The organism is Ferrovibrio sp. (assembly GCF_035304305.1).
GTDB lineage: Bacteria > Pseudomonadota > Alphaproteobacteria > Ferrovibrionales > Ferrovibrionaceae > Ferrovibrio.
In genome coordinates, this window is record NZ_DATGQG010000067.1 from 20945 (window position 1) to 33025 (window position 12081).

General features: G+C 67.6%; 15 protein-coding genes. 10 read left to right on the top strand and 5 right to left on the bottom strand.

Annotation, left to right across the window (positions count from 1 at the left end):
- Positions 1-41: 41 nt before the first annotated feature.
- From VKZ87_RS08505 to VKZ87_RS08515, 3 genes are all read left to right on the top strand, one after another.
- Entirely contained in the window at positions 42-875 is an 834-nt protein-coding gene (locus VKZ87_RS08505; protein ID WP_324220823.1) for a hypothetical protein, read from the top strand.
- 114 nt (positions 876-989) lie between these two features.
- Positions 990-1409 (top strand): hypothetical protein, encoded by a 420-nt coding sequence (locus tag VKZ87_RS08510; RefSeq protein WP_324220824.1) that lies wholly within the window; start codon positions 990-992, stop codon positions 1407-1409.
- A gap of 31 nt (positions 1410-1440) precedes the next feature.
- Positions 1441-2022, top strand: a complete 582-nt coding sequence (locus VKZ87_RS08515; RefSeq protein ID WP_324220825.1) for a septation protein A — start codon at positions 1441-1443, stop codon at positions 2020-2022.
- A gap of 26 nt (positions 2023-2048) precedes the next feature.
- Here the strand turns inward: VKZ87_RS08515 and VKZ87_RS08520 are convergent, their stop codons facing one another.
- Together VKZ87_RS08520 and VKZ87_RS08525 are read right to left on the bottom strand one after the other, a co-directional pair.
- The gene (locus VKZ87_RS08520; protein ID WP_324220826.1) at positions 2049-2942 is read right to left on the bottom strand and encodes a pirin family protein; all 894 of its coding nucleotides are present in this window, start codon (positions 2940-2942) and stop codon (positions 2049-2051) included.
- A gap of 75 nt (positions 2943-3017) precedes the next feature.
- Positions 3018-3491 carry a VOC family protein gene (locus tag VKZ87_RS08525; protein WP_324220827.1) on the bottom strand — a complete coding sequence of 158 codons (474 nt, stop codon included), beginning with the start codon at positions 3489-3491 and terminating at the stop codon, positions 3018-3020.
- A 190-nt stretch (positions 3492-3681) separates the two neighbouring features.
- Here VKZ87_RS08525 and purT point away from each other — a divergent pair, with 190 nt between their 5' ends.
- Together purT and VKZ87_RS08535 are read left to right on the top strand one after the other, a co-directional pair.
- Positions 3682-4860, top strand: coding sequence for a formate-dependent phosphoribosylglycinamide formyltransferase (gene purT, locus VKZ87_RS08530; protein WP_324220828.1), 1179 nt, complete (start codon positions 3682-3684; stop codon positions 4858-4860).
- 91 nt (positions 4861-4951) lie between these two features.
- Positions 4952-5548, top strand: a complete 597-nt coding sequence (locus VKZ87_RS08535) for a GNAT family N-acetyltransferase (RefSeq protein WP_324220829.1) — start codon at positions 4952-4954, stop codon at positions 5546-5548.
- 13 nt (positions 5549-5561) lie between these two features.
- Here the strand turns inward: VKZ87_RS08535 and VKZ87_RS08540 are convergent, their stop codons facing one another.
- Positions 5562-6263: a DUF899 family protein gene (locus VKZ87_RS08540; protein ID WP_324220830.1), complete on the bottom strand. Its 702-nt coding sequence runs from the start codon at positions 6261-6263 to the stop codon at positions 5562-5564.
- A 284-nt stretch (positions 6264-6547) separates the two neighbouring features.
- On the opposite strand from VKZ87_RS08540, the gene nhaD reads away from it, so the two are divergent.
- Positions 6548-7852: a sodium:proton antiporter NhaD gene (nhaD, locus tag VKZ87_RS08545; RefSeq protein WP_324220831.1), complete on the top strand. Its 1305-nt coding sequence runs from the start codon at positions 6548-6550 to the stop codon at positions 7850-7852.
- A gap of 26 nt (positions 7853-7878) precedes the next feature.
- Positions 7879-8277, top strand: coding sequence for a RidA family protein (locus VKZ87_RS08550; RefSeq protein ID WP_324220832.1), 399 nt, complete (start codon positions 7879-7881; stop codon positions 8275-8277).
- Here VKZ87_RS08550 and VKZ87_RS08555 read toward each other — a convergent pair.
- Positions 8274-8918, bottom strand: a complete 645-nt coding sequence (locus VKZ87_RS08555; RefSeq protein ID WP_324220833.1) for a dihydrofolate reductase family protein — start codon at positions 8916-8918, stop codon at positions 8274-8276. The genes VKZ87_RS08550 and VKZ87_RS08555 overlap by 4 nt on opposite strands.
- Before the next feature lie 345 nt (positions 8919-9263).
- Between VKZ87_RS08555 and VKZ87_RS08560 the strand changes: the two genes are divergently transcribed.
- Both VKZ87_RS08560 and VKZ87_RS08565 read left to right on the top strand, forming a co-directional pair.
- Positions 9264-9680, top strand: a complete 417-nt coding sequence (locus VKZ87_RS08560; protein WP_324220834.1) for a YciI family protein — start codon at positions 9264-9266, stop codon at positions 9678-9680.
- Positions 9677-10924: an RNA polymerase sigma factor gene (locus VKZ87_RS08565; RefSeq protein ID WP_324220835.1), complete on the top strand. Its 1248-nt coding sequence runs from the start codon at positions 9677-9679 to the stop codon at positions 10922-10924. Before VKZ87_RS08560 ends, VKZ87_RS08565 begins: the two co-directional genes overlap by 4 nt.
- 1 nt (position 10925) lies before the next feature.
- On the opposite strand, the gene VKZ87_RS08570 is transcribed toward VKZ87_RS08565, so the two are convergent.
- Entirely contained in the window at positions 10926-11627 is a 702-nt protein-coding gene (locus tag VKZ87_RS08570; protein ID WP_324220836.1) for a glutathione S-transferase family protein, read from the bottom strand.
- A 114-nt stretch (positions 11628-11741) separates the two neighbouring features.
- On the opposite strand from VKZ87_RS08570, the gene VKZ87_RS08575 reads away from it, so the two are divergent.
- Entirely contained in the window at positions 11742-12080 is a 339-nt protein-coding gene (locus tag VKZ87_RS08575) for a helix-turn-helix domain-containing protein (protein ID WP_324220837.1), read from the top strand.
- The last annotated feature ends 1 nt before the right edge of the window (position 12081 follow it).

Below are 12081 nucleotides of genomic sequence, written 5' to 3' on the forward strand. Positions count from 1 at the left end.
GCGCTACTTTGTATCTACGCAGACTTCAGCGGGAGCTACCTATGACCCACACTACCCCTGTTCCCTATAAGGATACCTTTCCGGACGGTGCTGCCCCGCCGAAGGCGCGGCATCGCGTGGACTGGAAGCAGGCGGCGCAACGACTGGCCGCCGGCGAGCCCGGCGGGCAGGTGGCTGCAGCCCTCGGCATTTCCGAAGACCGGCTGTGGCGGCATTTCGACAGGAGCGCGCGCTTCCGGTTCCTTTTCAGGCGGGCGCTGGAACGCTCTCGCCTCTCGGCGCGGCTGGCCTTCGAGAACGCGGCCCGCGAAGCCGTCGTGCAGCGCGGCGGCCGCGTCGCGGAGATCGATGGCGAAAGCTGGCAGTGGCTGGCGCGCCAGACCGGCCTTGCGCCGGATGTCGATCCTGACGGGCAGGGCGGCAGCGGGAACGCGCTGGCGGCACGGGACGCGCAGCTGATCACCGAGCTGAAGGAAGCGGCCGGCCGGCAGCCGCCGAACATGGCCGAGTTCCGTCGCCTGCAGAAGGAAGGCCGGAGAATGAATGCCGAATTCGCCGCGCTGAAAGCCTGGGCCCGCTCCTATGGCATTCTGCCGCCGGCGCCCGGGGAGGAATCCGCGACAGCGCCCGCATCGCCGGCAGCGACGGTCGCATCTCATGCGGAGACGCAGACAGGGAAGAACGACGACGAAGGCCGGGCAGGCGCCGATAAGGACGGAATAAGCGAAAATAAGACTCCCATAAGCGCGAACCCGACTCCGTCAAGCACGGAATTGCGCTCTGTCGCCGTAACTGCCGCCAATCACGGCAATGGGACGGGCGATCCGCCTTCCGGTCGCGCGCATCCGCATTCCTCGATACGGTCACACGGCTGACATCATCGCCTGACGCGATGTCATCGCTTCATCGCACGCGCGCTGCACATTTTTTCGGCCGGCAACCAAAAGCGGCACCGTGTGTTCAGCGGACAAGGAAGAAACAGGTGAGCCATGCCCATTCCCCAGCACCTGCCCGCACGCGGAACCGCGCGCGTCGCGCCTTTCCTTCATCTGCGGCGCGATGCGGTCGCATCGGCTCTGGCGGCGATCTTCGCGCCGCCGCCGGATCACGGCGGCGGAAAGAATGCGCTGCCGCCCGAGCCTTACTGGCAGTACCGCGACTATGCCGAAGTCATCGGGCATCTCTACCTCGCCCAGGAACCGGCGGAGCGCAATGCCAGCGACCTGCTGCGCCAGCTGCCCGAGATCGCGGCGCAGGCCGGGCCGGGGACGCCGGCCGGGATCCGCACGGCGCTGGCCGCGCGGCGCCAGGCCGATTTCGTCGGCGGCGACACCGTCCTGCTCGATGGCTGGATCATCGCGCGCAGCGAGGCGCGGCTCTGCGCACTGGCAGCGCTGGCGGGGGCTTGACGGCGGAAGCGGCTTCGGCTGCGCTGACGGCATGACAGAAACACGCAACGCCGAACCACGCAATGCCGCGCCGCGCTGGCTGAAGCCGGCCACCGACTACGGTCCGCTCGCGGTTTTCCTGATCGCCTATGCCCTGCAGGGACTCATGGCCGCGACGGCGGCCCTGCTGGCGGCGACGCTCGTCGCGCTGGCGCTGGCGCTCTTCTACGAGCGCCGGGTGCCGGCCATGCCGCTGCTCACCGCCGGCGTCGTGCTGGTCTTCGGCGGCCTGACGCTGTGGCTGCAGGACGAAACCTTCATCAAGATGAAGCCGACCATCATCAACGCGCTTTTCGCCGTCCTGCTGCTCGGCGGCCTGGCCTTCCGCCAGCTCTGGCTGCGGCCGCTGCTGGGCGCGGCGCTGTCGCTCACCGAGGAGGGCTGGCGTCAGCTCACGCTGCGCTTCGGCCTGTTCTTCGCCGCGATGGCGGTGCTCAACGAGATCGTCTGGCGCACCCAGAGCACCGATGTCTGGGTCGCCTTCAAGGTCTTCGGCCTGCTCGGCCTCACTTTCGCCTTCATGTTCGCCCAGGCGCCGCTGCTGAAGCGCTACCGGGTGGAGGACGGTGAGTAGGTGTTGTCAAACCGATCATCCGATCCTCACGACATCGGATTGGCCGGCGTGCCGGGATCCGGCGGCAGGGGGATGAATTCGGCGTTGTCCAGATCGGGCAGCTTCATGCGGCCGGCGCGCCAGTCGGCCTTGGCCTGCTCGATGCGCTCCTTCCGGGAAGAGACGAAGTTCCATTCGATGAAGCGCGGGCCGACCGGCTCGCCGCCCAGCGCCATCACCGTCGAGGCTTCCAGCGCGCGGATGTCGACCGGCGCGCCAGAGGCGAAGACCAGCATCTGGCCCTGTTCGTAACGCTGCCCGCCGACCTCGATGGCGCCGGCGGTGACATGCACGGCGCGCTCGGGATATTCGGTCGGCAGCGTCACCCGCGCCCCGGGCGTCAGCTCCCAGTGCAGATAGAAGAGCGGCGAATGGGTCCGCACCCGGGCGGCATGGCCGAAGGCCTCGCCGGCGATCAGCCTGCCCCAGACGCCGTCCTCCTCGAAGACCGGCAGTTCGTCGCTGCCGTGATGGAAGAAGGCCGGATCGGTTTCCTCGTCGGCCTCGGGCAGGGCGACCCAGGCCTGGATGCCGTGGATCGGGCCGCCCTCGGCGCGCGCCTTCTCGAACCGCTCGGAATGGGTGATGCCGCGGCCGGCCGTCATCCAGTTCACCTCGCCGGGCCGGATCGGCTGCTCCGAGCCGACGCTGTCGCGATGCATGATCTCGCCGGCGAAGAGGTAGGTCACGGTGGCCAGCCCTATATGGGGATGCGGCCGCACGTCGGCGCTGCGCGGCACGCCGGCGGGCAGCTGCACCGGCAGCATGTGGTCGAAGAAGACGAAGGGCCCGATCATCCGCCGCCTGGCGAAGGGCAGCACCCGGCCGACCTCGAAATCGCCGATATCGCGGCGGCGTTCGCCGATCACCAGTTCGGGCACGGGCGCCTCCTGTCTGCTTGCTCCCGACCAGTCATATAGCCGGGGCAGGGGCCGGGGCAATCGCCGATGGCCGCGCTAGCCCTTCGCGGCCTTCTCCAGCGCCGCGATATCAAGCTTCACCATCTGCAGCATGGCTTCGGCGACGCGTTTCGCCGCCGCGCGGTCGGGGCCGTCCATCAGCTCGCGCAGGCGCTTCGGCTGGATCTGCCACGCCAGTCCCCAGCGGTCGCGCAGCCAGCCGCATTGCTCGATCTGGCCGCCGTCGCCCAGGCGCTCCCACAGGCGGTCGATCTCTTCCTGCGTGTCGCATTCCACAAGGATCGACGAGGCATGGGTGAAGCCCTCGGGCCGCCCGCATTCGAAGGCCATGTAGCGCTGGCCGCCCAGCGTGAAGCCGGCGATCCGCACGCTGCCGGCCGGGCCGCCGGGGGAATCGGCCGCCAGCGCCGAGTTCCAGTCCAGCGAGGAGCCGGGGATCAGCGAGGTGTAGAGCCGCAGGGCCGCGTCCATGTCCCGGTCGAACCACAGGCATTGCGTGACGTTCATCATCGGTCGCTCCTTCCGTCATGGGCCGTCAACCCGAGGACGGCCGGACGGTGGCGGTCCCGACAGGGCGGCGGCAAAAAATCTTCCGGCGCTCCTCCCCCAAACCCGCGGGCGGCGGGGCCGGACATCTGGCCGGGGCGGCGGGCGGCATTGTAGGATCGGCCGCCATTTTCAACCGGGGTTTGTCTCGACCATGTCCGCCATTGCGAAGATCCTCCTGCTCGGCTCGGGCGAGCTGGGGCGCGAATTCACCATCTCCGCCAAGCGCCTCGGCGCCCATGTGGTTGCCTGCGACAGCTACGCCGGCGCGCCGGCCATGCAGATGGCCGACGAGGCGGAGGTCTTCTCCATGCTGGACGGCGCGGCGCTCTCGGCCGTGATCGAGAAGCACAGGCCCGACTATATCGTGCCCGAGGTCGAGGCGATCCGCACCGAGGTGCTGAAGGAGTTCGAGGATCGCGGCTACAACGTGGTGCCGTCGGCCCGCGCCACCATGCTGACCATGAACCGCGACCGCATCCGCGACGTGGCGGCGAACGAGCTCGGCCTGCCGACCTCGAAATTCCTCTACGCCGAGAGCCTGGAGGAGATGCGCGCGGCCGTCGAGCAGATCGGCATTCCCTGCGTGGTCAAGCCGGTGATGTCATCATCGGGCAAGGGCCAGAGCACGGTGCGCGCGAAGGGCTACATCGACAAGGCCTGGGAGTATGCCGTCTCCGGCATGCGCGGCGACCGCCGGCGCGTGATCGTCGAGGCCTTCATCGATTTCGACTACGAGATCACCCTGCTCACCATGCGCACCCGCGACGGCGTGTTCTTCTGCCCGCCGATCGGGCACCGGCAGGAGCGCGGCGACTACCGCGAAAGCTGGCAGCCGACCGCGATGTCGGAGGCGGCGGTGAAGGAGGCCCAGCGCCAGGCGAAGGCGGTGGTGGACAATCTCGGCGGCTACGGGATTTTCGGCGTCGAGTTCTTCGTCAAGAACGACCAGGTGATCTTCTCCGAGCTTTCGCCGCGGCCGCACGACACCGGCATGGTGACGCTGATCTCGCAGAACCTGTCGGAATTCGACCTGCATGCCCGCGCCGTGCTCGGCCTGCCGATCCCGTCGCTGACCCTGCACGGCCCGGCCGCCTCGGCCGTGATCCTCGCCGACCGCGACGCGACGGATTTCACCGTGGAGGGCATCGCCGATGCGCTGAAGCCTTCGGCGCGCGGCATCGACCTCGACGTCCGCATCTTCAACAAGCCGACCACGCGACCCTACCGCCGCATGGGCGTTGCGCTGGCGCTGATCCGCGAAGGCACCACCGACCAGGCCCGCGCGGCGGCAAGGGCCGCGGCGGAGAAGGTGAAAATCGGGTATCGTTGATCGCCGTCGGCGGTGATCTGCGTACTGTCATTTGAGACGAGCGGACTTTCCATGGGTAGAATGCTCCTGCATTGAACCACGGGAGGCGCCAATGCAGATCGCCCTCGATCCGCCGTTCCGCCGCGCACGGGAGTCCGATGCCCGCGCCATCGCGCAGCTCACCAGCTATGCCGGCGAGGGGATGCCCGATTTCTTCTGGGCGGAGGAATGCAGGCCCGGCGAGACGCCGCTGGATATAGGCGCCCGCCGGGCGGCACGCAGCGGCGTCAACTTCAGTTACGAGAACGCCATCGTCGGCGAGGATCAGGGGCGGGTCACCGCGCTGCTGCTCGGCTATCCGATTGACGACACCGATCCGGGCGATTTGTCGAAGATGCCGGCTCTCGTGCATCCGTTGTGCCGCCTGGAATGCCTCGTGGCGGGCAGCTGGTACATCAACGTGCTGGCGACGATGCCCGATTATCGCCGGCAGGGCCTTGGAAGCCGGCTGCTGCGCGTGGCGGAGGACGTGACGCGGGCATGCGGGCGCAGCGTGATCAGCATCATCGTCTCCAGCGAGAATGGCGATGCCCTGCGTCTCTATGAGACGACCGGCTTCCGTGTCCTCGCCAGCGAGCCATCTGTCCCGCACCCGAAGCTGCAGCCGCATGGCGACTGGCTGCTGATGACGCGGAACATCGGCGGCTAGGCTTCGCCGCCTTTCAATACCTCAGCTTCGGATACCAGTCCGTCCCGCGTCCTTCCGGCGTGAGGTCGAGGATCGTCCATAACGATGCGATGTCCGGCGCGTCGCGCGGGTCCTGGCCGGGGTCAGCCATGGCCTGCGTCATCCCGCTGGCCCAGAACAGCCGCACCCGCTCGCCGTCGCGGCGATAGACGGTCAGCGCCGGCCATTCGTAGCCGTCGCGCAGCAGGCCGAGGTCGCTGGCGTAGTCGTCGCCCTTCGTCTGTACGAAATCGAGGTCACGCCAGCCGCGTTCCTGGGCGAACAGGAACTGCCGCTCGACGGGGCTGCGGCCGAGGATCTTCAGCGCCACCTTCTGCTTGATGTCCATGGCATTGCCGTTCACGGCGCCGAGCCAGCTGGTGCACATCGGGCAGGGCCGCGCGCGTTCCGGCCCGTACATCCAGAAATAGGTCACCAGCGTATCCCTGTCGCCGAACAGGTCGATCAGCCCGCATTCGAAGCCGGTCTCGTCGATGAAGCGGTAATCTTTTTCGATCACCGGGCCGGGCGGCAGGCGGCGGCGCTGCTCGGCCAGCCGCGTCATGTGGCGGCGGAACTCGATCTCCTCGGCCAGCAGGGCCTCGCGTGCCTGACGGTAGTCTTCGCTTTCGCCGGGAAACGGCGTCTTCGCCATGCCCGCGAGCGTCCGGGCGGGGGTGAGGGATTGCGCATCCATGCCGGCCTCCCTGTGGGGCTGCTGTCGGTCCGTGTGCCGGACTCAATCCCCGCCCGCAGGGCCGGGTTCCGGTGCCCCGCGCGCATTCCGGTCTCCGGGGAGAGAAGGCGCCCCGCCATCATGTTTTCTTGCGTCGGCGGGGCAGTTCCTTCCATGATCGGCGTGATTCGACTTTCGTCATGCGAAAGAGGGGAGGAATGGCCCGCACCGGCTTACGGCCGTGGCTTCAGGCTGCGATCGTCGCGCCCTTACTGTCTGCCGCTCCTGCCCGGGCGGCGGAGCCGGTGCCGCTCATCGATCTGACGAACCACCCTGTCGGCTATCTGGCGCTGCTGATCTTCTTCATCGCCTATGCCTTCGTGGTGGTCGAAAAGGTCATCCACATGCGCAAGTCGAAGCCGGTGATGCTGGCGGCCGGCCTGATCTGGGCGCTGCTCGGGGTGGTCTATGCCGTTCATGGCGAGGGCGCGGCGCTCGAGGCTGCCGCGAAACATGTCATCCTCGACTACGGCGAGCTGATGCTGTTCCTCGTCGTGGCGATCACCTACGTCAACACGATGCGCGAGCGGCGCGTGTTCGACTCGCTGCGCGCCGTGCTGGTCGGCCGGCACCTCACCTACCGGCAGCTCTTCTGGCTGGTCGGCGGACTGTCCTTCCTCTTCGGCCCGATCATCGACAACCTGACCACGGCCCTGGTGATGGGCGCCGTGGTGGTGGCGCTGGGCGTCGGCAGCCCGCATTTCATCGTCATGGGCTGCATCATCATCGTCATCGCCGCCAATGCCGGCGGCGTCTTCTCGCCCTTCGGCGACATCACCTCGCTGATGGTCTGGCAGAAGGGCAAGCTGCAGTTCCTGGAATTCTTCCGGCTCTTCCTGCCCTCGCTGGTCAATTTCGTCGTGCCGGCGGTGTTCATGCACTTCGCCGTGCCGAAGGGATCGCCCGAGCCGGTGACCGAGGACACCCGGCTGCGGCCCGGCGGCGTCACGGTGATCATCCTGTTCCTCGCCACCATCGGCACCGCGGTGCTGTTCAAGAGCGTGATCGGCCTGCCACCGGCGCTCGGCATGATGCTCGGCCTCGGATACCTGCAGATGTATGCCTATGTCCTGCAGACCATCGGGCGCCGCCGCCGCGACGATTCCATCGGCTTCGACTCCTTCCGCGCCATGCGGCATGTGGAATGGGACACGCTGCTGTTCTTCTTCGGCATCATCTTCGCCGTCGGCGGCCTCGGCGTGGCCGGCCATCTCGCGCTGGTGTCGAACTGGCTCTACGGCGATTTCGGCCCGACCTGGGCCAACATCGCCATCGGCCTGCTGGGCGCGGCCTTCGACAACATCCCGCTGATGTTCGCGGTGCTGACCATGAATCCCGACATGTCGAGCGGCCAGTGGATGCTGGTGACGCTCAGCACCGGCGTCGGCGGCAGTCTGGTGTCGATCGGCACGGCGGCCGGCGTGGTGCTGATGGGGCTGGTGCGCAACCACTACACCTTCATGAACCACCTGCGCTGGTCCTGGGCCATCGCGCTCGGCTACGTGGCCAGCATCCTCACCCATCTCTGGGTCAACGCGGCGATACTGTAGGACAGGAACATTCACAGGGAGGCATCATGACCATCGACCGCATGAATCCCGAGGGCCTTTCGAAGCCGACCGGCTATTCCCATGTCGCCGTCGTGTCCGCCGGGCGGCAGGTGCATATCTCGGGGCAGGTGGCCTTCGACGCGAGCGGCGCCGTGGTCGGGAAGGGCGATATCGGGGCCCAGGCCGAGCAGGTCTATGCCAATCTGGCCAAGGCGCTGGCGGCGGCCGGCGCGGATTTCTCGAAGGTGTTCAAGATGAATACCTATGTAGTCGGCCTGAAGCCCGAGATGCTGCCGCCGATCCGCGCCGCCCGCGCGAAGCATTTCGGCGACGGACCCTATCCGGCCAGCACGCTGGTCGGCGTCACCGCGCTGGTACATCCCGACCTGCTGATCGAGGTGGAGGTCAGCGCGCTGCTCGACTAGGCACGGGCGATCAGCACATGGGTCGCCGCTTCGCCGGCGACCTGCTTCATGACCCGGTAGCCCAGCGCGGGCAGGTCGATGCCCGCGAACAGGCTTTCGCCGCGCCCGAGCAGGACGGGCGGGATCGCCAGATGCATCTCGTCGATCAGCCGCGCCAGCAGATACTGGCGGATGGTCGAGACGCCGCCGCCGACGCCCACATCCCTGCCGGCCGCGGCGGCGCGCGCGTGGTTCAGTGCCGCCGCGATGCCGCCGGTAACGAAATGGAAGACCGTGCCGCCTTTCATCTGCAGCGGGGCGCGCGGATGATGCGTCAGCACGAAGACCGGCACATGGAAGGGCGGGGTGTCGCCCCACCAGCCGCGCCATGATTCATCGCCCCAGTCGCCGCGCACCGGGCCGAACATGTTGCGGCCCATGATCCAGGCGCCGATATTCTCAAAACCGCGCGCGGACATCTCGTCATCGGTCCCCGTCGTGCCGCCGCTCTCGCCATGGACCCGTCGGAAGGTGCGGGTCGGGACGAACCATTCATGCAGGGCCTCGCCGCCGCGGCCCAGCGGCTGCTCGCGGCTCTGATCAGGTCCGGCCCCGAAGCCGTCGAGCGATATGCTGAATGGACCGACGCGCAGCTTCGCCATGGCCATCTCCTGTCGCCTTCATCGAACCGATCATTATCCCGGACCGGATTGCGCCGGAAGCCGGACCTTCAGCTATCTGTTCGCATTATGTTCTTTACCTCCCCGGCCCGATGCGGTAATCTGCCGGGTGGCCCGCGATGCGACGGGGCGCGCAGAGCAGGCAGGCACCAGGAGGAAAAGCGGACTGGAGACGGCATAAGGCACCGGCAAGCGCGCCTTAGCGTGGCATAAGAAAAAATAAGCATCGAATAAGCACGAATAAGCCGCGCTACGCCGCCCATGTGCGGCGAATGCGCCGCGGATCGGCAGCGCGATAAAATCCTTGCGCCCCTGTCGGGATCGGGCATGCTCGCCCGTCCTCCGGTCATGAAGACGAACAGGCGCCCCATGCTCTATGCCATCCTCTGCTACAACGACGAGGCTGCGGTCGAGGCCTGGCCGAGGGAAACCGAAGAGGCGGTGCTGGGCCACCGCATGAAGGTGCAGGAGAAACTGGCGGCGAAGGGCAAACTCGGCGCCGTCGCCCGCCTGATGCCGACCACGGCGGCCACCACGCTGCGCTTCGGCGCGGGCGAGCCGGTGGTGCTGGACGGCCCCTTCGCCGAGACGAAGGAACAGCTGCTCGGTTTCTATGTCGTGGAGGCCGACAGCCTCGACGAGGTGATTGCCTTCGCCACCGAGCTGCATGGCAGCGAACTGCGCGGCAGTTTCGAAATCCGTCCGCTGCGGGTCTTCCGCCCGGGCACGCCGCTCTCGCTATGACGGACCTCGCCTGGATCGACACGGCGCTCCGCGGCGCGCGGCCCCAGGCGATCGCAGCCCTGCTGCGCTATTTCCGCGATCTCGACCGCGCCGAGGAAGCCTTCCAGGAAGCCTGCCTGCGGGCGCTGAAACACTGGCCGCAGAACGGTCCGCCGCGCGATCCCGTCGCCTGGCTGGTCTTCGTCGGCCGCAATGCAGGGCTCGACGACCTGCGCAAACGCAGCCGCAACGTCGAACTGCCCGACGAGGCGGCGATCTCCGACACCGATGATGCCGAAAGCGACGCGGCCGAGCGGCTGGACCAGTCGCGCTACCGCGACGACGTGCTGCGGCTGCTGTTCATCTGCTGCCATCCGGATCTGCCGGCGACGCAGCAGATCGCGCTGGCGCTGCGCATCGTCTCCGGCCTCACCGTGCCCGAGATCGCGCGCGCCTTCCTGGTCGGCGAGGCGGCGATGGAGCAGCGCATCACCCGTGCCAAGCGCCGCATCGAGCAGGCCGGCGTGCCTTTCGAGGCGCCGGGGTCGGCCGAGCGCGCCGAGCGCGTGGCGGCGGTGGCGGCGATGCTCTACCTCCTGTTCAACGAGGGCTATTCCGCCAGCGGCGGCGCGGCGCATATCCGCATCGCGCTCTGCGAGGAGGCGATCCGGCTTTCGCGGCTGCTGCTGCGGCTCTATCCGGCCGAGCCGGAGATCATGGGTCTCACCGCACTGATGCTGCTGCAGCATGCCCGTGCGAAGGCGCGGCTCGACGAGCACGGCGCCATCATCCTGCTCGAGGACCAGGATCGCAGCCTGTGGGACCCGGATCTGATCGCCGAGGGGCTGGCGCTGATCGACAAGGCGGTGCGGCATCGCCGTCCGGGCGTCTACCAGATACAGGCCGCCATCGCCGGCCTGCATGCCCAGGCGCCATCAGCGGCCGAAACCGACTGGGCAGGGATCGATCAGCTCTATGCGGCGCTGGAGCGGATGCAGCCCTCGCCGGTGATCACGCTCAACCGCGCCGTCGCGGTGATGAAGCTGCGCGGCCCCGAGGCGGCGCTCGAGATGATCGCGCCGCTGGCCGAGCGGCTGTCGGGCTACTTCCATTTTCACGGCCTGAAGGGCGCGCTGCTGCAGCAGCTCGGCCGGGCCGACGAGGCGCGCCGCGCCTTCGACCAGGCCATCGCGCTGGCCCATACGCCGGCCGAGGCCGCCCATATCCGGCAGCATCTCGACCGGCTGTCGCGCGAGGCGGGCTAGCTCATGCGGCGAGCTTCGGGCTCAGCTCCTCGAGCGTGACATGGCCACGGAAGCCGCCGGAGGATGTCGCCGGCCTGCCCGCCTCGATGGCATGGGCGAAGGCGACGGCCGGATCAGCTTCCAGCTTCCGCACCAGGCGCCAGATGTTCGGGTAGTCCTGCAGCGCCACGGCCCTGTGGTAGGTGGCCCAGCGCGACAGGCCGATGAAGTAGGCATCCGCCACCGTGCGCTGACTGCCGGCAAGCCATTCGCGGCCTTCCAGCATGGCCTCCAGATGTCCATGCGCCTTGCGCACATCCTCGCGGCCGACCTCGCGCAGCACGCTCTGTACCGGTGGGTTTTCCTCCATCTCGTAGGCGCGCCAGAGCGGGCTGAAGGCGGAGAAGTAGGTTGTGTTGAGGAAGGCCAGCACCTGGTTCAGCCGGTCATGATCCCGCGTGCCCTGCGCGAAGCCGAGACCTTTCGAGAGATCGCGCGCGGCGATGTAGTGCAGGATGGCGGCGCTCTCGCTCAGCGTCGTGCCGTCTTCCAGCAGCAGCGCCGGAGTCTCGCGCACGGTATTGATGCGAGCGTAGAGATCGCCCTGCATGTCTTCGGGCATGTTGATGCGGCAGAGCCGGTAGGGCTGTCCCAGCCATTCGAGCGCGACGATCGATCCGAACGAGCAGCCCTGCGGCACGCCGTAGAAAAGCACTGGTTCCATGGTCCTGTCCCTGCAGTAATGGTTGACGCCGCAGAACATGGAGAGGCGTCTTTCTTTTGGGAAGACAGCACTATTTTGTTACGCTGCCACAAAAATTATACCGAGGGATCTGCGATGAAGGAGAGCGTTTCGGGCTGCCCGCTGGAAGAGGCGATGCGCATTCTCGGCGGCCGCTGGCGCATCGTGCTGATCTACTACCTGCTGGACGGGCCGATGCGGTTCAGCGATCTGCGCCGCGCCATGCCGAACATCTCGCAGCGCATGCTGACGCTGGATCTGCGTGCGCTGGAACAGGTCGGCCTGGTGAAGCGCACCATCTATCCGGAAGTGCCGCCGAAAGTGGAATACAGCCTCACCGAGGAAGGCCGTCGCCTGAAGACGCTGGTCGACCTGATGGGCGATATCGGCGAGCGTCTCCTGCAGTACCAGCAGGGCCGGCAGCAGGCGGCGTGAA